General features: G+C 75.9%; 14 protein-coding genes. 8 read left to right on the top strand and 6 right to left on the bottom strand.

Annotation, left to right across the window (positions count from 1 at the left end):
* Position 1: 1 nt before the first annotated feature.
* Positions 2-1000: a hypothetical protein gene (locus tag AC07D6_RS23995; protein ID WP_479047510.1), complete on the top strand. Its 999-nt coding sequence runs from the start codon at positions 2-4 to the stop codon at positions 998-1000.
* On the opposite strand, the gene AC07D6_RS23990 is transcribed toward AC07D6_RS23995, so the two are convergent.
* Complete coding sequence (locus AC07D6_RS23990; protein WP_479047507.1) at positions 964-3975, bottom strand: AfsR/SARP family transcriptional regulator; 3012 nt, start codon at positions 3973-3975, stop codon at positions 964-966. The two genes, AC07D6_RS23995 and AC07D6_RS23990, sit on opposite strands and share 37 nt — an antisense overlap.
* A gap of 241 nt (positions 3976-4216) precedes the next feature.
* Positions 4217-5794, bottom strand: coding sequence for a glycoside hydrolase family 71 protein (locus AC07D6_RS23985; protein WP_315881702.1), 1578 nt, complete (start codon positions 5792-5794; stop codon positions 4217-4219).
* Between the two features lie 246 nt (positions 5795-6040).
* Here AC07D6_RS23985 and AC07D6_RS23980 point away from each other — a divergent pair, with 246 nt between their 5' ends.
* On the top strand, positions 6041-7561 hold the full coding sequence (locus AC07D6_RS23980) for a phosphatase PAP2 family protein (RefSeq protein WP_479047504.1): 1521 nt from the start codon (positions 6041-6043) through the stop codon (positions 7559-7561).
* Between the two features lie 290 nt (positions 7562-7851).
* Here the strand turns inward: AC07D6_RS23980 and AC07D6_RS23975 are convergent, their stop codons facing one another.
* A complete protein-coding gene (locus AC07D6_RS23975; RefSeq protein WP_479047501.1) occupies positions 7852-8784 on the bottom strand; it encodes a nucleoside hydrolase in 933 nt (310 codons plus the stop codon).
* 270 nt (positions 8785-9054) lie between these two features.
* Here AC07D6_RS23975 and AC07D6_RS23970 point away from each other — a divergent pair, with 270 nt between their 5' ends.
* The 4 genes from AC07D6_RS23970 to AC07D6_RS23955 all read left to right on the top strand — a co-directional run bounded on the left by AC07D6_RS23970 (position 9055) and on the right by AC07D6_RS23955 (position 13777).
* On the top strand, positions 9055-9681 hold the full coding sequence (locus AC07D6_RS23970) for a DUF6230 family protein (protein ID WP_315881705.1): 627 nt from the start codon (positions 9055-9057) through the stop codon (positions 9679-9681).
* Position 9682: 1 nt separating this feature from the next.
* Entirely contained in the window at positions 9683-10183 is a 501-nt protein-coding gene (locus AC07D6_RS23965) for a DUF6114 domain-containing protein (RefSeq protein WP_479047499.1), read from the top strand.
* 139 nt (positions 10184-10322) lie between these two features.
* Positions 10323-10997, top strand: coding sequence for a hypothetical protein (locus AC07D6_RS23960; RefSeq protein ID WP_315881707.1), 675 nt, complete (start codon positions 10323-10325; stop codon positions 10995-10997).
* Between the two features lie 449 nt (positions 10998-11446).
* Positions 11447-13777: a SpoIIE family protein phosphatase gene (locus AC07D6_RS23955; RefSeq protein ID WP_479047496.1), complete on the top strand. Its 2331-nt coding sequence runs from the start codon at positions 11447-11449 to the stop codon at positions 13775-13777.
* Here AC07D6_RS23955 and AC07D6_RS23950 read toward each other — a convergent pair.
* The 3 genes from AC07D6_RS23950 to AC07D6_RS23940 all read right to left on the bottom strand — a co-directional run bounded on the left by AC07D6_RS23950 (position 13715) and on the right by AC07D6_RS23940 (position 16425).
* On the bottom strand, positions 13715-14026 hold the full coding sequence (locus AC07D6_RS23950; protein ID WP_315880199.1) for a DUF5133 domain-containing protein: 312 nt from the start codon (positions 14024-14026) through the stop codon (positions 13715-13717). The genes AC07D6_RS23955 and AC07D6_RS23950 overlap by 63 nt on opposite strands.
* Positions 14027-14099: 73 nt before the next feature.
* Positions 14100-14819, bottom strand: a complete 720-nt coding sequence (locus AC07D6_RS23945) for a GNAT family N-acetyltransferase (protein ID WP_479047493.1) — start codon at positions 14817-14819, stop codon at positions 14100-14102.
* Positions 14820-15075: 256 nt separating this feature from the next.
* Complete coding sequence (locus AC07D6_RS23940; RefSeq protein ID WP_479047490.1) at positions 15076-16425, bottom strand: UDP-glucose dehydrogenase family protein; 1350 nt, start codon at positions 16423-16425, stop codon at positions 15076-15078.
* Positions 16426-16725: 300 nt separating this feature from the next.
* On the opposite strand from AC07D6_RS23940, the gene AC07D6_RS23935 reads away from it, so the two are divergent.
* Together AC07D6_RS23935 and AC07D6_RS23930 are read left to right on the top strand one after the other, a co-directional pair.
* Complete coding sequence (locus AC07D6_RS23935; protein ID WP_479047487.1) at positions 16726-18528, top strand: glycoside hydrolase family 35 protein; 1803 nt, start codon at positions 16726-16728, stop codon at positions 18526-18528.
* A gap of 127 nt (positions 18529-18655) precedes the next feature.
* Positions 18656-19681 (top strand): hydroxyacid dehydrogenase, encoded by a 1026-nt coding sequence (locus tag AC07D6_RS23930; protein WP_479047484.1) that lies wholly within the window; start codon positions 18656-18658, stop codon positions 19679-19681.
* The last annotated feature ends 58 nt before the right edge of the window (positions 19682-19739 follow it).

The raw sequence follows: 19739 nt of genomic DNA, 5'->3' as shown, positions 1-19739 counted from the left end.
TATGACCGGGAGGTGTGCGACGGGTGCGGCACGGGGCTTCGACCCCGGGGGGAGGGACCTGCCCAACAGCGCCGAGCTGTCGGAGCGGTACGACCCCGACCGGCTGCGCGCCGAGCTCGTGCGGCTGACCAGGCGGTACGGGTCCCCGCTGTCCGCCGCCGTCGGGCGCCGGGTGCTGCCGCTGATCAGCCCCGGCGGGGACGTGCGCCGCGTCGACCCCGGCGGCCCCGGCCTCCAGGACTTCCTGCCGACCCGGTGGCTCCCCTGCCTCCCGTCGGTCCAGGACATCCTGGCCCGGCTGCCCGCCCCGCCGCGCGGTGTGCGGCTCATCGCCCTGTCGCCCGGTACGAGGTACACGCACCTGCAGTCGGCGAAACTCGGTCCGCCGTGGGGCCTGTGCCGCCTCCACCTCCCGGTCGTCGGCGGGCCGGGGACCCGGACCGTCTTCCCGCGGGAGACCCTCACCTGGACGCCGGGAACCGTCTGGTTCTCGGCCGCCTGGCGGGCCCACGCCCTGGTCAACGACGAGGGGCACGAGACCGTCCAGCTCCTGGTGGACGTGTGTCACACCGCGGAGCTGGCCGCGCTGTTCCCCAGGGCCCTGCGGCGGCTGCTCACGGGGCCGGGCGTCCTCGTGCACCGGCCGGAGGTGCCGCTGCCGCCGGAGGGCCTGCGCGCGTACCGGTGCCGCTTTCCCCTGCCGGAGACGTTCGCCAACTGGGAGCAGCCCGGCCACCGGCTTCCCGGCACCGCCGGACGGACGACCGTGCGGGCGGAGGTCGACGTACGTGCGGGGACCCCCCTGCTGGTCCTCGCCGGCCGCCCCTTCTGCGCGCTGCAACACCTCGGGGCCGGGGAGTTCCGCTTCCGCGGGTGGAGCGACGAACGGACCCTGCAGGTCGTCCCCGGGCACGACGGGGAGCGGCACCGGGTGGTGCTCCGCGCCCGGGAGGGCCGCGACACCTACGTGGTGGAGCTGCCGGCCACCTCCGCGGAGTGACCGGCGAGGGCGTCCAGGAAGCGCCGCAGGCGCAGCGGGGCCCGCATCCGGCGGCACAGGGCCGCCCCGGTCCGCAGCAGGGCCACCGACCCGGCGGCGTCCCCGGCGGCCCTGCGCGCGGCGGCGAGGCTGAGGAGCACCTCGGACTCCAGCAGCGGGTCCTGGATGCTCCGGGCGAGGTCCAGCGCCTGCCGGAGCCGCTCCTCGCCCTGCGGGAGCCCGCCGCGGCGCACGTCCACCGTGCCCAGCCCCAGCAGCGCGGCGCAGCACCCGCTGAGGTCCCCCAGCGCCGTGGCGTCCCGCAGTCCCCTCCCGTACGCCTCGTACGCCGGGCCGAGCCGCTCCTCCGCCAGGTGGAGGTCGGCCTGGCTGAGGCGCACCTGTGCCGCGCTGCGCCCGTGGAAGAACGTCACGAGGCGCTCGGCGTCCCGCAGGAAGGCCCTCGCCTCCTCGCGCCGTCCCCGTTCGAGCTCCGTCTGGGCCATCCAGCGCACCACCTGCGCCTGCGCCTCCAGGTCTCCGGCGGCGCGGAGGAGCGGGAGGCACTCCTGCCAGCGGGCGAGGGCCCGTTCGGGCCTTCCCAGGACGCGGTCGGCGCACGCGGCCTTGCGCAGCGCCAGCGCGTACCCGTGGCAGTCCCCGACCAGGTGGAACAGCCGTCGGGACTCCTCCAGCAGGGGGACGGCGCGGTCGTACTGGCGCCGCGTGAGGTACAGGTCGCCGAGGCCGAGGAGCAGGACCGCCTCGCCCCTCCGGTTGCCCTGCCGCCGTACGGCGGCGAGGGCGCCGTCGTGGGTGAGGAGCCAGTCGTCGAAGTGGAACCGGACGCTGAACAGGCAGCGGGACGTGGCCGCCAGGTCCCAGGCCAGCTCGTCCTGTCCGAGCTCCGCCGTCTGGAGGCACAGCGCGGTGATGGTGGGCCGGTCCGCCTCGTACCACCCGAGGGGGTCGCCGGTCGTCCTCTCGACGACGTCGGACGGCACCGACGACAGGGAGGCGGTGCCGTGGACGACGGTGAAGTCACCGCCGCAGATCCTGCGGTGGGCGATGCCCGCGAGCGCGAGGGTGGTCTCCGCGACCCGCTGGACGGCGGCCTCCCACTCCACCTTCGGTTCCGCCTCGCGCAGGCACTCCAGGGCGAACAGCCGCACGAGGTCGTGGAGCCGGTACCGCGGCCGTGTGCTGCCGGGCGGGCTGATGACGTCCACGAGCCGCGTGTCCAGCAGCTCGTCGAGGAGGTCCTCCGCCTCGGTGAGCGGCGCGTCCAGGAGGGGCGCGCAGACCCAGTCGGAGAAGTCGGGCACCTCCAGCAGCGCCAGTCGGCGGAACAGCTTCCGCGCGGCCGGGCTCAGCCCCTGGTGGGAGAGTTCGAGGGTGCTGCGCACCGCCAGGCTCTCGTGGGTCAGCTCGTCGAGCCGGCGCCGCTCGTCGGCCAGGCGCGCGGCGGCCTTGTGCAGCGGCCAGTGGGGCTTCGAGGCCAGTTTGGCTCCGACGATCCGCACGGCGAGCGGCAGTCGGCCGCAGTACTCGACCAGTTCGTCGGAGGTGTGGGGCTCGGCGGCGAGGCGTTCGTCACCGACCAGCCTCCTGAGGAGCTCGTGCGCGTGCCGCCGGCCGAAGACGCCCAGTTCCAGCACCCGCGCGTTGGGAACGGTCGTCATCCTGGACCGGCTGGTGACCAACACACCGCAGCTTCCCGTGCCGGGCAGCAGGGGGACGACCTGTCGCGCGTCGCCGGCGTTGTCCAGGACGAGGAGCATGCGCCGGCCGGCGATGAGGCTGCGGAACAGGGCGGCGCGCTCGTCCAGGGACCCGGGGATGGCGGCGCCCGAGAGTCCGAGCTCGCGCAGGAAGCGCGCCAGGGCCTCCTCGGCGGACACGGGATGGGTGTCCAGGCCGCGGAGGTCGACGTAGAGCTGCCCCTCGTCGAACACGGACCTCAGGCGGTGCGCCACGTGTACGGCGAGGGCCGTCTTGCCCGTGCCGCCGGGGCCCACGACCAGCGCCACGGGCGTGGTCGTGCCGCCGGGGGCGAGCACCTCCAGGAGGTGGCGCGTCTCGTCCTCGCGGCCGACGAACTCCCCGAGGTCGCCCGGTAACTGGCAGGGGACCTTCGGCTGCCCGGCGGCGGGCCGCGCCGGCCGTGCGGGCGGGTGGTGGGCCGGGGAGGCGGCCGGCACCGCGGGCGGCTCGGGTTCGGGGGTGTCGCGGCCCTCCGCGCCGTGGAGCAGCCGTTCGTGCGCGCGGCGCAGTTCCGGCCCGGGGGACACGCCCAGTTCGTCCCTGAGGAGCCGGGCCGTGTCGTGGTAGAGCCGGAGCGCGTCGGCCCGGCGGCCGGAACGGGACAGGGCGAGCATCAACTGGGCGCGCGGCCGCTCCAGCAGCGGATGCTGCTGGACGAACAGGGACAGCCCCGAGATCAGGTCCTCGTACAGGCCGAGGCTCAGTTCCGTGTCGAAGCGGGCCTCGTGCGCGGCGATACGTTCCTCCTCCCACCGCCGCAGCTCCGGCTGCCACGCCCGGCTCGCGGCGCCGGACAGGACGGGGCCGCGCCAGAGGGCGAGCGCGGACCTCAGTGCGGCGAGGGCGCGCCGGGGGTCGTCCGCCTCCTGGTGGCGGCGGGCCTCCTCACGGAGTTCCCGGAAGGCCAGGGTGTCCAGCCAGACGCCGTCCGTGACGAAGCGGTAGCCGGGCTGCTGGGTGACGAGGACGTCCTGTTCCACCCCCATCTGCCGGAACGTCCGGCGCAGCCGGGAGACGCAGGCGGCGATCTGGTTGGCCGGGTCGGCCGGCATGGCCTCCTCCCAGACGCTGTCCGCGAGGTGCTGGAGGGAGACCACCTCGTTCGCCCGCAGGAGGAGGGTCCCCAGGACGGTGCGCAGGCGCGGCGCCGACACCGCGTGCGGCCGGCCGTCGTAGCGGATCTCCATGGGGCCGAGTAACCGCAGCTCCAGCTTCCGTCCGGTCGATGGCATGGTCCCCCCGGCTACGTGCCGACTACGGGGAATCATCATAGGGAAGGGCGCGAACAGAACGTAACGCTGTGTGTTGTCAATCATGTGAACGGTGCCGTGCGGCAACGGAAAGCGCCCGTGTCGGGGACGTCCGGCGGCCCTCCGGCCGGAGGGCCGGCCGGCGTCCGGGGCGGGACGGAACAGCGCGGGTGGGGGCGTGGGCGGGGTCCGCGCCCGGGGGCCGCCCGCGGCGGGGCGGGGGTCAGCGGCAGCAGGCCGGGGTGTCGCGTCCGCTGGTCGCGGCGTAGTACTGGAGGTCCTGCACCTCGGGGTGGCGCACCACCCGGTACGGGAGTTCCACGGCGGCCCCGGCGCGGCCGTCGCGCACCACCGCGGCCGCGACCCCGCCGGGGCGGAGCGGCACCAGGAGGGGGTGCGCCCCGGCCGGAGCCGCGTGGGTGGTCGTGGAGGAACCGACGGTGACGCGGACGGTCGCCGGCCGGGTGAGGAACGGCAGCACCTCCACCGTGTCACGGGCCTCCTCGCTGCCCTCGCGCAGCGACATCAGCAGGGTTTGGCCCCCGGTCGGGACGGCGTGGGCGAACTGGGTGCGGGAGGTGAGGTACAGCGTGTCGCGCGTGATCTCCGGCCACCTCCCCGTCTTGAACCGGACCAGGTGGTACGAGCTGAGGTCCAGGTAGGCGTGGCCGTTGTGGAGCGACGGGGCGAAGTGGCCGCCTTCGGAGTGGTCGTTCCAGGTGGTGAGCTGGACCCAGTCCGCTCCCCCCTCGATGGCGCGGTTCCAGGTGGCGCGGAGGGTGGCGGTGTTGCCGGCCTCGTCGTACACGCCCTGGCTGGGCCGGGCGTCCTGGACGGAGACGGGCTGCATCCACACCTTGCCCAGCCGGTGCGCGAGGCGCGCGTCGCGGCCGGGGTCCGCCGGTTCGGTGTAGCTGCGGCTGCCCCAGTCGGAGAAGCCGTGGCTGATCGGGGCGTACTCCTCGTGGTGCGCGCCGAAGTCGAGGAAGAGCGGCACGAAGGCGGTCCGGACGCCGTGCCGTACCCGTAGGTCGTCGAGGAGGGCGGACCACCAGCCGGCGCTCCTGGCCTCGGCCTTGAACGGGGAGACGACGAGCCGCCCGTCGTCGAGCCGGTGCGCGGCCGGGCTCCGGCCGAGCTCGGCGATGGCGTCGGCGATCTCGCGGGGGCTCTCGGTGGTGAGGGAGGCCATGTCCGGCATCAGCATGATCTTGAAGTCGGGGGCCACCGCGTGGGCGGCCTCCAGGAGGAGCCGGCAGCGCTCCCAGTTCCTGCCCGACAGGGACAGCACGTCGAGGGTGAACCCGTCGAGCCCGGCGGCGCGGGCGGTCCGCACCTCCTGCCGGAGGTTGGCCGACTCCCAGTCGCCTTCCTTGGGGCGGACGGGCAGCGGGCGGTCGCGCAGGAGGCCGCCGTACGCGCGGTGCTTGCCGCCCTCGCCGTCCGGGGTCAGGTAGTGGCGGGCGTAGTAGTCGCGGTCCGGTTCCTCGTTGTCGAGGGAGAGCGGGTACGGGGTGAAGTAGTGCGCGAACACGAGCTTCCCGCGGGCCCGGAGGGCGGCGCGGTCCGGCATGTCGAAGGGGAGCGCGGTGGCGGCGCCCGCGCGCGCGGAGTCCCCCGGCCCGCCCGCCCCGCCCGGAGTGGCCCCGGTGCCCGGGTCGTGGCCCCACGCCGCGGCCAGGCCTGCGCACAGGACGGCGAGGAGCAGGCCGACCGCGCCCCCCGCGAGGGACCGGCCGCGCAGGCGGTGTCGCCGGTGGCGCGGCCGGGCCTCCCGGTGACCGCCGTGTTCCGTTCGCATCCCGACCCCTCTCCCCCCGCGCCCGTGGGCGGCGCGCCGTACAGCAGTAGAACGGATCGTCACGGGCGGGACAACCTCTTCCCCCGAACGGGGCAACGCGCCGCGGACCGCCGTACGGTCGTCACGGCCACGGCAGGCGTCGTACCGGTGACGGCGGGTACGTTGGCGCGGTGGGGCACGTTGACGCGGGCCCGGGCGTTCGCGGGTAGGAGGGCCCGGGGTTCGCGGGCAGGAGGAGGAGAGCCGATGCGAGAGGCAGCCGGGGCGCGGAGCGTGCTCAGCCGACTGGACCGCGCGGTGTTCGCGCAGGTGGCGAAGCGTGCCTGGCCCGCCGCCGAGCCCGTGCTGCCCCGGCTCAGCCGGGCCGCGGACCGGGGCGTGCTGTGGTGCGGTGTCGCCGCCGGCATGTGGGCGCTGGGCGGGGCGCGGGGTCGGCGGGCCGCGGTGCGCGGCGTCGTGTCGCTGGCGCTCGCCTCGGCGACGGTGAACACGTTGGCGAAGGGCGCGGTGCGGCGGCAGCGCCCGGTCATCGACCGGGTGCCGCTCGCGCGCCGGCTGCCCCGCCAGCCGCTGACCACGTCGTTCCCGTCCGGGCACTCCGCGTCCGCGGCGGCGTTCACGACGGGGGTCGCCCTGGAGTCGCGGGGCATGGGCGCGGCGCTGGTGCCGGTGGCGGCGTCCGTCGCCTTCTCCCGCGTCTACACCGGGGTCCACTATCCGAGTGACGTGCTGGTGGGGATGGCGCTGGGGGTGGGGGCGGCGTTCGCGGTGCGCGGGCTGGCGCCGACGCGCGACCTCGTGCCCGTGCCCGCGCGGCCGCGCGCGAGGGTGCCGGCGCTGCCGGACGGGGACGGGCTGGTGGTCGTGGTGAACCCGTCCTCGGGCGCGGGGCCGCAGTTCACGGACCCGGCGGTGCAGATCGCGACGCTGCTGCCGAAGGCCGAGGTGCTGCTGTGCCGGCGCGGGGTCGATTCGCTGACGGACCTTCTGGAGACCGCCGCGGCCGAAGCGGCCCGGCGGCGCGGGGTGTTCGGGGTGTGCGGCGGCGACGGGACGGTGAACGCGGCGGTGGCGCCCGCGCTGCGGCACCGGGTGCCGCTGCTGGTCCTGCCGGGGGGAACCTTCAACCACTTCGCCGCCGACCTCGGGGTGGACACGGTGGCCGACGGCTGCCACGCGCTGGCGGAGGGGCACGCGGTGCGGGCCGACGTGGGCCGTGTCCGGCCGCACGGCGTCCGCGGGGCCGGCGGCCGGAGCGGGGAGGGCCGGGAGCCGGTGTACTTCGTCAACACCTTCAGCCTGGGCGTGTACCCGGAGCTGGTGCGGCTCCGGGAGCGCTGGTCGCCCCGGATCGGCGGCCCCGCCGCCACGCTCCTGGGCGCCGCGCGGGTACTGCGCACGGCGACCCCGCTGCGCGCGGAGGTGAACGGAAAGCCGCGCTCCATGTGGTTCCTGTTCGCGGGCAACGGCGTCTACCGCAGCGTGGGGCTGGCGCCGCTGCGCCGCCACGACGTGGCGGACGGGCTGCTCGACGTGCGGATCGCGCAGGCGGGCCGGCTGGCGCGCCCCCGGCTGCTGGCGACGGCGGCCGGCGGGCTGGCCCGTACACGGCTGTACGCCGCCGCCCGCACGACCGCGCTGCGCGTCACGAACCTCCCCGCCGGCGCCCACATGGCGTACGACGGGGAGGTCGTGCCGGCACCGCGGGGGCTGACGCTCGACAAGCTGCCGGAGGCGTTGACCGTCTACCGGCCGCTGACCGACTGAGGGCCGTCCGTACGCGACGGGCCGTCCGCTGCTCCGGTCCGGGGGCGGCGCCGGGCTCGGGCGTGCCGCCGTCGGCGTCCTCGCCGCCGGGCGGCAGGGGGACGATCAGGTCGCCGTCGACGTCCTCGGGGAGCGTCCGGCCGCCGGGGCCGGTGCCGTTGACGGCGCGCCCGGGGCGGGGGCGGGGCGGCGCGGTGGGCGGTAGGGGTGCCGGCCGGGGGTGTCGGGGCCGTGGTCCTCCCGGAGCGGCGCGGACGGCGGGGCGGGCGCGGGCCGGGCGGGCGGCGGGTTCAGCCGAGGGTGCGCACGGCGTCGACGATCAGGTCCCAGTACGCCTCCACGTCCACGTCCACGCCGACGTACGCGTTGGGGCGGGCCCCGGTGACGCCGTCGAGGTCCACGACGGTGGCGCCGCGCGTGTGGGTGCCGGTCAGTTCGATCGCGACGGGCGCGTGGACCAGTGCGACCAGGTCCGGGGCGACGAGGTGGGCGACGGTGAGCGGGTCGTGCAGGGGCGGGGCGGGAAAGCCGAACACCTCGCGGTACGTGTCGCCGAAGTAGGTCAGCAGCTCGGCGCACACCTCGGCCAGCGGCGTGCCGAGCGCGTGGACGCGCGCGACGACCTCGGGGGTGGCGAGCGCCCGGTGACTGACGTTGAGGCCGATCATCGTGAGGTGCAGCCCGCTGCGGAAGACGGTGTCCGCAGCCTCAGGGTCGGCGAGGATGTTGAACTCGGCGGCGGGCGTCCGGTTGCCTCGCCCGGTGGATCCGCCCATGAGGACGATCCGCTCGATCCTGTCGGCCAGCTCCGGGTGGGCGAGCAGGAACGCGGCGATGTTGGTGAGCGGCCCGGTCGGTACGAGGGTGACGGGCACGGGGTGGGCGCGGAGCGTGTCGCGGAGGAACGTGACCGCGTCGCGGCCGTCGACCGGTACGGCGGGGGCGCCGAAGCCGGGTCCGTCGAGCCCCGACTCCCCGTGGATGTCGGGTGCGGTGATGCGCGGACCGCGCAAGGGTCCGGCCATGCCGGCGGCGATCGGCACGCCTCCGATCCCGGCCGCCGTGCACACGCGGCGGGCGTTCAGGGTGGTCTTCTCCACCGTCTGGTTGCCGGCCACGGTGGTGATCCCGAGCAGCTCGACAGCCGGGTGAGCTGCGGCGAGCAGGATGTTGAAGGCGTCGTCGTGCCCCGGGTCGCAGTCCAGGATCACGGGGATGGGCATGGCGCCTCCTGAAGATCCGTCGAGTAGGCCGAAAAGCGTCGTTCGTCAACCTTGCCAACACCCACTGGCACTCTTACATTCAACCCGTCGGTAACACCCGCGAGTAGGTACGGCGGCACGCCACACCGCACGCGGTCGTTCTCCGCTCATTTTTCCCGCGCACCGCCGCGTCCCCCCGGCGGCCCGCCTTCGAGCAGGTCTCCCGCTCCATCCGACATCCGTGGCCGACGGTCACCGCGCGGCCGTGGACACCAAGAGAGGGGATATTTCATGAGAAGCACACCCCGGACCGACGCGGACGACGTCGTCGGCCGGATCCAGTGGAAACGCTTCGCCGCCCTGTCCGTACCGGGGGTCGCCCTGACCGCCGCCCTGGGGGTCGCCCTGTCGAGCGGGGCCCTCGCGGCCTCCTTCGCCGTGTCGGGCCAGCAGTTCAAGGTGTCGGCGGACACCCTGACCGGGGAGGGGTTCGCGCAGTACGGGGGCATCGACACGAACGCCCGCGAGGACCTGCTGCCCGTGGCCGTCACGGCCATCCGCAAGGCGGAGCTGCACAACCTGTGCCAGTCCGTCGTCACGACGCTCCCGGTCGTCGGCGACATCTCCCTGTACCTCACGGCCGGGAAGAAGAAGCCCGTCGAGGCCACCGACCTCTTCGTGGACGCCACACAACTGTCGGGCGACGCCGGCTTCAACAACATCGAGATCGGCCGCGACGCGTCCACCCTCGACAGGGGGCCGGACGGCGCCCAGGGCATGCAGGACCTGTTCGGCCAGCAGGCCGACGACGTGCGCATCACCGACCTGAAGCAGGTCGCCTGGGCGACCAACGCCGGCACCTTCAAGCTGTCCGGCCTGAGCATGAAGATCAGCAAGGGCAAGAAGGAATGCTTCTGACATGGCGTCACCGGCGGACGGGGCCACACGACGGCTCCCGGTCGACTCCCTGGACGAAGCCTTGACCGAAGCCCCGGAGGACCCCGCCTCCGCCGCAGACCGCGGTGGCCCCCGGGCGAGGTGGCGCCGCTGGCGCAGGAGCCGGCCCTTCTGGGGCGGACTGCTGGCCGTCCTGGCCGGAGCGGAGATCTGCGCCATCCCGCTGGCACCCCTGGAGGTGATGCTCCACCAGGGCATCGCCGGAGTCCCCTCCGTCCTCCTCGGAATTGTCATGATCATGCTAGGTATCTCGGTCTGGGTGTCCCCTCAGTACCGCTCGCTCGCCGGTGTCGTCACCACCCTGATCGCGGCCGCCGCGCTCGTCATGTCGAACCTGGGCGGGTTCCTCCTCGGCACCCTCCTGGGCATCGCGGGCGGCGCCATGATGTTCGCCTGGCAGCCGGTGGCGTCCCCACGCCCCGCCGAACCCGCTCCCCCGGCCCCCGGCACCGCGGACACCTGACGGGGCCGCACCCCCGGCCCCTCACCGCCCGCCTCTCCACCGCTCCCGTGACCACTACGGCTCTCCGTACTTTTCCCGGACCCCCCACACCCGCACCGGTGTGACGCCCCGTCACGCCATCCCCGAAGGAGAACACCACATGGCACCCCTCAGCACCCCCACCCGCACGGCGCTCTCCCTGGGCACCGGCCTGGCCGCGGCCGGCGTCCTGGTCTTCGCCGGCGTCACCACCACCGCGGCGCAGGCCGCGCCGGCGCTCGCGGGCTCCACCACCGTCACCCCCGCCGGCCACGGCTTCAAGGCCGCGCTGAGCGGCAAGGCGACCCTCAAGGCGGGATCGGTGACCGTCACCTGTTCCGTCTCCACGTCCAGCGGTACGGTCCCCGCGGCGCCCGGCAACCACAACGCCGCCGGTCCCGTCGTCAGCGCGATCACCCCGCCGACCTTCACCTCCTGCACCACCAGCATGCCGGGGGTCAGCGCCACCGTCACCACCAGCGGCTCGTGGACCGTGTCCATGCAGCACGGCTCCCCGATCGTCGCGTCGTTCACCGTCCCCACCGGCGGTCTGGTCGTCCAGACGTCCGGCCTCGCCAGCTGCACCGTCACGGCGGCGCCCACCGCTCCCGCCGCGACGAGCGGCACGTGGAGCAACGGCGCCCCCTCCTCCCTGGCGTTCAGCAACGCCCAGGTGCCCGTCAAGGTCGTCGGCGGCTTCGGCTGCCCGACCAGCGCCACCACCTCGTCCTTCTCGGCCACCTACCTGGTGACCGACACGACCGACCCGGCGCGGCAGATCACGGTCTCCGGCTGACCGTCCCCTCCCGCCGGCGGCGCCACCGCGTCGCCGGCGGGACCCGCGCGCGGTACGGCGGCACCCTCGCCGTGCCGCGCGCACGCGCGCGAGCCCCGGGCGGGTACCCGGCCCCTCCTTCCCGGAGGAGCCGGGCGGCGGACCCGCTCGGCGGGTCCGCCGCCCCGGAGCGGCCCCGGGCGACGTACGAGGCGCCTCGTACGGGACGCCTCGTACGGGACGAAGCGCCACGTCGGAACACCCGCGGACCGGCCGCGCGCGGACCGCGCCCCGGAGCCGAACCGGTCGCGGCGGCGCTCCCCCGCCCCGGGGTCCCGGCCCCTCGTCGGCCCGGACGGCCGCCCGCCCGGTCCGCGTCCCCTGCCCGGTCCGCGCCCCCGCAACCCCCGCCGAGCCGGCGCCGCTCCGGCTCCTGGGCGGCCACGAAGGCGCTGTGCCATGCTCGGGGGGTGGAGGAACCGCGTGTCCCGACGGACGGCGACGCCTCGGACGCGGTGGCGCTCGCCAGAGCCGTCGCGAAGCTGCGCGCCCGGGTCGACGAGCTGGAGGAGACGCTCGCGACGAGCACCCTCAGGGAGCGGGCGAAGGGCGCCCTCATGGCGTGGGAGGGCCTGTCCGCACAGGCGGCGGACGCCGCGCTGGTGCGGCGCGCCGAGGTGCGGGGCCGCACCCTGGCGGACGAGTGTTGGGCGGTCCTGGGCGCCACCCGGAAGGGCGCCGCGCCCGCTCCGCCCTCCCGTACGCACCCGGCCGCGCACCCCTCCGGGGCCGCCCCCGCGCCCGGTGCCACGGCGCGCGTCCTCCTGGAGGTGCTGCGCGGTCCCGCCGCCGTCGCCGGGGTGCTGGTCTACGGGCCGGCGCCGGACGGCGGACTGGTCCTGCTCGGCCACGCCGGGGTGGACGGGGCCGCGGCCGCCCGCTGGTCCCGCCTGCCCCCGCCGTCGCCGTCGGGCGGACCGACGGCGACGGGGCCGCTGGAGGCGGCGCGGAGCGGACGGCCGGTCTGGCCGGACGGCGGTCCGACGGCGACGGCGGGGGGCGGTCCGGCGGGGGACGGCGGCCCCGGGGGGTGGCCGGCGGCGGCGTGGGTGCCGGTCTCCGGCGGCGGCGCGGCGGGGACGGTCCTCGGGTTCCTCCCGGCCGGCCCCGACGGGTTCGACACGGCGGCGCGGACGCTGGTGCGCAAGGCCGCGCGGTCGGCCGGCCGCGCCCGTGTGCCCCTGGGGGACGCGGCCGGGGCCGGGCCGGACGTCGGCGCCGTGCAGGCGGTGTTCGACGGCCTGCCGGTCCCCGCCGTGCTGCTGACCCCACTGTGGTCGCCGGTCCCGGGCGAGGTGGAGGACTACCGGATCGACGCCGCCGCGCCCCGGTCCGTGGACTCCGCGGGCCGCCGGGGCGGGGAACTGGTCGGGCGGCGCGTCCTGGAGACGTACCCCGCGGTCGCCGACACCGACCTGTGGCGCGGCTACGCCGGCACGCTGCTCACGGGCGTGCCGTACGAGAGCGGGCCGTTCCCGTACGAGGAGGCCGCCGCCGGCGTGCCCCGGCGGACCACCTGGACGGTGCGCGCCGCGCGGCTGGGCGGGCGGCTCGTCGTCTCCTGGGTCCGGCACGACGGGATCGCCCGGGAGGCGCGCCGCCGGCACCAGATGGAGCGCCTCGGCGGCCTGGGCTGGGTGGAATGGGACGTGCGCGCCGGCGAGGTGACGTGGTCCGGGCAGACGTACCGGATCTTCGGCCGCGACCCGGCGGAGGCGCCGCTCACCTGGGAGGAGCTCCCCGCACACGTCGTACCGGAGGACGTGCCGCGCTTCGAGGCCGCCACGCGGCTGCTGCGGGAGGGACACTCCCTGGACCGGACGTTCCGGATCACGACGCCGTCCGGGGTGCGGCACCTGCGGCTCGTCGCGGAGCCCGTGACCGACGCGGAGGGCGCCGCCGTGGAGGTCCACGCCCTCTACCAGGACCTCACCGCATTGCGGCGGGCCGAGCAGGCGCTGCTGGAGTCGGAGCGGGAGGTCCTCGCCCAGCAGGACCTGCTGACGGCGGAACGGGCACTGGCCGCGCGCCTCCAGCAGGCCCTGCTGCCCCGGCAGGACCGGGTCCTCACCGTCGCCGGGCTGCGGACGGAGGTGTTCTACCTCCCCTCGCAGGCCGGGCTCAGCGTCGGCGGCGACTGGTACAGCGCCGTCGAGCTCCCCGACGGCAGCGGGCTCTTCGTGATCGGCGACGTCGCCGGGCACGGCATCGACGCGGTCGCGACGATGGCGCAGTTGCGGTTCACCGCCAAGGGCATGATCGTCACGGGTTCGCCGCTGCCGGACGCCCTGGCGCGGCTGAACGCGCTGCTGATGCACGCCCCGGAGGGCCGCCACTCCACGGCGACGCTGGTCCTGGCCCGGTACCGGCCCTGGGACCGCACCATGACCTGGGCGCAGGCCGGGCACCTGCCGCCGCTCCTCGTCCGCGGCGGCCGGGCCACGTACCTGACGCCGCCCGCCGGGATCGTGCTGGGCGCCACCGCGGCCCGCTCGTACGAGGAGCAGCGGTTCACGGTCCTCCCCGACGACCACCTGCTCCTCTACACCGACGGGCTGGTCGAGCGCCCGGGCGAGGACCTCGCCGAGGGCCTCGCCCGGCTCGCCCGGCTGGCGGGCGACGCGGTGCGCGGCACGGCCGGTGCGGAGCGCCTCACCACGCGACTGACGGAGGCGCTGTCACCCACGCGACGCGACGACATCTGCCTGCTGCACCTCGCGCTGCCCGTCGACGGCCTCTGAGGCCCGGGCGGCGGGCACCGTGTGCGCGTCCAGCAGCGAGTCGTCCTCGGGCCGGGCGCCGGGCAGCCGGTGACGGGCCGCGACGAGCGCCGCGTCGATGTCCCGCGTGCCCGTGGAGACGCACAGGGTGTAGGCGACGTCCTCCAGGCGCTGCCGCACCTCTGGTCCGCCGTTGTGGGCGTCGAGCTTGCTGAGCGCGGTGTACTCCTCGATCAGCTTCGTCAGGACGGCGGGGTGGGCCATCAGCACGACACGGCTCCTTTCGTACGGTCCGGGGACACGCATGTACCCGGCTTCCCCACCGTCACACGTGCACCTCGCGTCAGGTGAGGAGAAGCTGCCCGGCCGCGTCGTCGTGGTTCCGGTGGGGGTGGGGGAACGGCGCCGGCGGGTGAGCGGTGGCGGACAGGCGCAGCTCGATGATGGAGCGGACCGTGGGCCACTCCTCGTGGAGGACCGAGTAGAAGGCGGTGTCGCGGACCACGCCGTCCAGGCCCCGCGAATGGGCGCGGCGGACCCCCTCGCAGGTGGCTCCGAGGCGTTCGATCGCCGCGCGGGAGCGGGTGTTGCGCGCGTCGGCGCGCAGCGTGATCCGGCGGACGCCCCAGGTGTCGAAGGCGTGGCGGAGCATGAGCAGCTTCGCCTCCGTGTTGGCCCCGGTGCCCCGCGCGCAGCCGGCGATCCAGGTGTTGCCGATCTCGGCGGCGTCGGGCACGGCGGTGAGCGGATCGCCGTACGGGACGCCGGTGGTCGGGGGCCACACCACGGGGCCGCCCCAGTAGTCCAGCTCCAGGAATCTGGTCGAGCCGACCACCCGCCCGTCGGCGGCGGTGACCAGGGCGAACGGGAGTGCCCGGCCGGCCGCCTGATCGGTCAGCGCGCGGGCGATGTAGTCGTGTGCCGCCTCCAGGCCGTCAGGCACCGGGGTGTAGGCGTACGCGGCGCGATCCTGCGCGCCGGCCCAGGCGAGGCCCTCCGCGTGGCGCATGGCCAGCGGCTCCAGGCGCACGGCGCGCCCAGTAAGGACAACAGGTACTGGCACGGAACCTCGGGTCTTCCAGGAGCAGGGGATCTCCCGCGCCGGCAGGGCGGCACGCGAGTGAGGGGGAGTGCTCGCCTTGCCGGGACCGTCCGCGTCACTGGAGGCGCGCGGGGCGGACGGACCGCTTCGGCACCGGGGCGAGGAGGAACAGTATGCAGCCACCGCCCCTCCCAGAACAGAACCCCGCGCGAACCTCGGCACACGCGCGGGTGAAACCCGGCTCCACCGCGCTCACCAGCGGGTACGCGGGCCCCGGTCAGGTATTGGGGGCGGCGTACGGCGCGCCGTCGCCGAACGAGGCCGCGGCGCGCGCGGGGAGGCGGTTGCCGGCGCTGCGGTACGTGAGCGGGAGGCCCGCCAGGCGCTCCGGGAGCAGGCAGTTCTTGCCGTCGACGACGACGGCCGGGGCGGCGAGCTCGGTGGCGAGGAGCGACCAGTCGGCCTCGACCGCCTCGGGCCACTCGGTGAGGACGGCCACCGCGCGGGCGCCCCGGACGGCCGTCCGCAGGTCGGCGCAGGGCCGGGCGCCGGGGAACAGCCGGGCCAGCTCGTCGGCGTCCGTGGCGGGGTCCCAGATGCGGACGCCGGCCGCCTCGGCGAGGAGCTGCGGCACGACGGTGCGGCTGGGCGCGGCGCGCACGTCGTCGCTCCACGGTTCGTAGCGGGCGCCGAGCACGGCGACCTCGCTGCGCGGGAGGTCCGCGCCGAGTTCCCGGCGCAGCGTGTCGCGGACGAGGGCGGCCTGGTCGCGGTTGACGTCGATGACGGCGTCCAGCAGCGGGGTGGGCAGCCCGCGGGAGGCGGCCCAGCGGGCGAGGGCCGCCGTGTCCTTGGGGAGGCAGGAGTCCCCGAAGCCGAGGCCGGGCTGGAGGAAGGCGTGGCCGATGCGCGGGTCGAGGCCGACGGCCTGCATCACCTGGTCGATGTTGAGGTCGGGGGTGGCGCACAGGCGCGCGCACTCGTTCGCGAAGCTGATCTTCGTGGCGAGGAAGGCGTTGCTGGCGTACTTGGCCATCTCGGCCGTGGTGGGCGCGGTGACCACCCAGGGACAGGCCAGGGCTCCGTACAGCGCGTGGAGGACGTCCACGACGGGCGGTGCCCACACCCCGGCCACCACGCGCGAGGGAGCGGTCCAGTCGTCGAGGGCGCTGCCCTGGTTCAGGAACTCGGGATTGTAGGCGTACCGGTCGCGGAGCCGGGGGTGCTCGGCCGTGAGGCGTTCGCTGGTGCCGGGCGGCACGGTCGACTTCAGCACCGCGTACGGGGCGGGCAGCAGCTCGGCGACCTCGCCGAGGGCGGCCTTGACCTGGGAGAGGTCGGCAGCGCCGTCCTCGGCGGGCGGGGTGCCGACGGTGATGAGCACGACCTCGAAGGGCTCGGCGACGTGCGTGCGGGTCAGGTCGGGGGCGAAGCGGAGCCGTCCCGTCTCCAGGGCGAGGCCGAGCTCCTGCTGGAGGCCGGGTTCGCAGACGGGGGCGCGGCCCCCGGCGAGGGACCGCAGGCGCGCCGGGTCCTTCTCGACCCCGGTCACGTGGTGGCCCTGCCTGGCCAGGGCGACCGCCCCGGTCACGCCGACGTAGCCCTGGCCGACGACGGCAACGCGCATTCCCAGCCTCCTCGGACGACCCGACGGCACCGGACCGGCACCGCACGCCAGCCTGTCCGGAGCCGGGGTGCGCGGCCACCGGCGGGGCCCCGGCCGGGTGACGGTGCGCGCGGCCCGCGGGCGGGGCCTTTCGCGGACTGTCCGGTTCCAAGGCAGGGCCTTTCGCGGACCGCCCGGTTCCGGGGCGGGGCCGGGCAGGGTTAGACTCCCGCCCGGCCGGGGCGCCGTCCACCGGGCGCCGTCCGCCGGACGCGGCGGGGCCGGAGCGGCCTCCGGGCACGTTCACGGAAGAGGACCCGCATGCCGTTCACCGTGTCCCGCGAGGGGTTCCTCCTCGACGGGCGTCCCCTGCGCGTGCTGTCCGGCGCGCTGCACTACTTCCGCGTCCTGCCGGAGCAGTGGCCCCACCGGCTGCGGATGCTGCGCGCCATGGGCCTCAACACGGTCGAGACGTACGTCCCCTGGAACCTCCACGAGCCGCACCCCGGCGCATACGACTTCACCGGCGGGGCGGACCTGGACGGGTTCCTGCGGGCGGCGCGGGACGCCGGACTGTACGCCGTCGTGCGGCCCTCGCCGTACATCTGCGCCGAGTGGGAGAACGGCGGCCTGCCCTGGTGGCTCCTGGCCGACCGGGAGGTGCGGGCGCTGCGCTGCGGGGACCCGGCGTTCCTGGCGCACGTGGACCGCTGGTACGACCGGCTGGTCCCGCTCCTGGCGGCGCACCAGGTGACGCGCGGCGGCAACGTGTTGATGGTGCAGGTCGAGAACGAGTACGGCTCCTACGGCACCGACACCGGCTACCTGGAGCACCTGGCGGCGGGCCTGCGGGCACGCGGCGTCGACGTGCCGCTGTTCACCTCGGACGGGCCGGAGGACTTCTTCCTGGCCGGCGGGACGCTGCCGGGCACCCTGGCGACGGTCAACTTCGGGAGCGGGGCCGGCGAGGCGTTCGCGGGGCTGCGGCGGCTGCGACCGGACGACCCGCCGATGTGCGCGGAGTTCTGGTGCGGCTGGTTCGACCACTGGGGCGCCGCGCACACCGTGCGGGAGCCCGACGACGCGGCCGCAGCGCTGGCCGGCGTCCTGGAGTCGGGCGCCTCGGTCAACATCTACATGGCGCACGGCGGGACGAACTTCTCGACCTGGGCCGGGGCCAACACCGCCGACCACACCACCGGCGCCGGTTACCTGCCGACCGTCACGTCGTACGACTACGACGCGCCCGTCGACGAGCGGGGCGCGGTGACGGAGAAGTTCCTCGCCTTCCGCGCGGTGCTGGAGCGGTACGCGGACGGGCCGCCGCCCGAGCCGGAGCCGCCCGCGCCGCTGCTGCCCCCCGGCCGCGTGCGGCTGGTCGATTCGGTGGCTCTCCTCGGTGCGCTGGACGCGCTGGCGGCCCCGCCCGTCGCCGCGGCAACCCCGCCGTCCTTCGAGGAGTTGGGCGTCGCGCACGGCCTGGTGTTGTACGAGACCCGCGTCCCCGGCCCCCGGGGGCCGTACGCGCTGTCGGTGCGGGGGCTCGCCGACCGGGCGCACGTCTTCGTCGACGGGCGGCCGGCGGGGGTGCTGGAGCGGGACGCCGCCGAGTCCCTGGACGGGATCGCGGCACCGCCGGGCGGGGCGCGGCTGGGGCTGCTGGTGGAGTCCATGGGCCGGGTCAACTACGGGGTGGGGCTCGGCGACCGCAAGGGCGTCCGGGAGGTCCTGCACGCCCAGCAGCTGTTGCACGGCTGGACGGCGCAGGCGGTGGAGCTGGGGCACGGGACGCCGGAACGCGTCCCGTGGGACGCGCCCCGGGACCCGGCGGCCGGCCGGGGCGGGGCGCCCGGGCCGGTGGGGCCGGTGTTCCACCGGGGGTTCCTGGAGGTGGCCGAGCCGGCCGACGCGTACCTGGCGCTGCCCGGGATGCGCAAGGGCTACGTCTGGGTCAACGGCTTCTGCCTGGGCCGGTACTGGCAGGAGCGCGGCCCGCAGCGGACGCTGTACCTGCCGTGGCCGCTGCTGCGCGCCGGACGCAACGAGATCGCCGTCCTGGAGCTGGACGGCGCCGCGGACGCGGCCGTCGAGGTACGGCGCGCCCCGGACCTGGGTGGCGCCTGAGGCCGACCGCCCGTGCCCCGGTGGGGCCGGGGCGACGCGTCGCCGTGCCCGGTGGGGCCAGGGTCTGCTCCACTGGGACGCGTCACCGCCGCAGGAGCGGGCCCACGCCGACCACGGGAGCCGCCGCATGACCACCCCCTCTCCCCTCCGGCGGCCCCGGACCGTCCTCGCCATGGAACCGCGGGTCCGGGACGCGCTGTTCGACGCGGCGGCGCTGGACCGGCTCGCCGCCGTCGCCGAGACCGACCCGGCCGTCGTGGTGGCGGACTTCGCCGCCGCGGAGCACGCCGTTGCCCTCGCCGGAGCCGAGGCGCTGCTCACCGGCTGGGGCTGTCCGCCGCTGACGGCGGCCGCGCTGGAGCGGATGCCCCGGCTGCGCACGGTCGTGCACGCCGCGGGTTCGGTGAAGCACCACGTCACCGACGCCTGCTGGGAGCGCGGGCTCACCGTCGCGTCGGCCGCCGCGGCCAACGCCCTGCCCGTCGCCGAGTACACGGTCGCCGCGATCCTGTTCACCGGGAAGCGGGTGCTCGACGCGCAGCGCGCCTACCGGGAGCGGCGCGGCCGGCTCGACCCGCTGGCCCTGCTCGCCGGGGCCGGCAACTACCGCCGTACCGTCGGCGTCGTCGGGGCGTCCCGGATCGGCCGGCGGGTGATCGAACTGCTGCGCCCGTTCGACCTGCTGGTGCTGCTGCACGACCCGTACGTGACGGAGGGGGAGGCCGCCCGGCTCGGCGTCCGGCCAGTGCCCCTGGACGAGTTGGCGCGCTCCAGCGACGTGGTGACGCTCCACGCGCCGGAACTCCCCGCGACGCGACACCTGTTCGACCGCGCGCGGCTCGCGCTGCTGCCGGACGGGGCGACCCTGGTCAACACGGCACGCGGCTCGCTGGTGGACACGGGGGCGCTGACGGCGGAGCTGGTGTCGGGGCGGCTGAACGCCGTGCTGGACGTGACGGAGCCGGAGGTGCTGCCGGCCGGCTCCCCGCTGTACGACCTGCCGAACGTGCTGCTGACCCCGCACGTGGCCGGTTCGCTCGGCAACGAGCTGGGCCGGATGGCGCACGCGGCGCTGGACGAGCTGGAACGGTACGGGCGGGGACTGCCGTTCGCCGGTCCCGTACGGGCGGAGGAGCTGTCCCGCTCGGCATGAGCCCGCCGCTTCGGCCTGTCGCTTCGGCCGCGACGGCACGGGCGGGTCCCCGCCGGCG

Source organism: Streptomyces sp. NPDC045287, assembly GCF_056432325.1.
The sequence above is the reverse complement of the archived record's forward strand: the minus strand, read 5'-3'. Positions and strand labels throughout refer to the sequence as shown.

Bases quoted from the DNA above. Each gene is read 5' to 3' on its own strand.
- AC07D6_RS23995 (WP_479047510.1), top strand. From the start codon at position 2: ATGACCGGGAGGTGTGCGACGGGTGCGGCACGGGGCTTCGACCCCGGG.
- AC07D6_RS23990 (WP_479047507.1), bottom strand. From the start codon at position 3,975: ATGCCATCGACCGGACGGAAGCTGGAGCTGCGGTTACTCGGCCCCATG.
- AC07D6_RS23985 (WP_315881702.1), bottom strand. From the start codon at position 5,794: ATGCGAACGGAACACGGCGGTCACCGGGAGGCCCGGCCGCGCCACCGG.
- AC07D6_RS23980 (WP_479047504.1), top strand. From the start codon at position 6,041: ATGCGAGAGGCAGCCGGGGCGCGGAGCGTGCTCAGCCGACTGGACCGC.
- AC07D6_RS23975 (WP_479047501.1), bottom strand. From the start codon at position 8,784: ATGCCCATCCCCGTGATCCTGGACTGCGACCCGGGGCACGACGACGCC.
- AC07D6_RS23970 (WP_315881705.1), top strand. From the start codon at position 9,055: ATGAGAAGCACACCCCGGACCGACGCGGACGACGTCGTCGGCCGGATC.
- AC07D6_RS23965 (WP_479047499.1), top strand. From the start codon at position 9,683: ATGGCGTCACCGGCGGACGGGGCCACACGACGGCTCCCGGTCGACTCC.
- AC07D6_RS23960 (WP_315881707.1), top strand. From the start codon at position 10,323: ATGGCACCCCTCAGCACCCCCACCCGCACGGCGCTCTCCCTGGGCACC.
- AC07D6_RS23940 (WP_479047490.1), bottom strand. From the start codon at position 16,425: ATGCGCGTTGCCGTCGTCGGCCAGGGCTACGTCGGCGTGACCGGGGCG.
- AC07D6_RS23935 (WP_479047487.1), top strand. From the start codon at position 16,726: ATGCCGTTCACCGTGTCCCGCGAGGGGTTCCTCCTCGACGGGCGTCCC.
- AC07D6_RS23930 (WP_479047484.1), top strand. From the start codon at position 18,656: ATGACCACCCCCTCTCCCCTCCGGCGGCCCCGGACCGTCCTCGCCATG.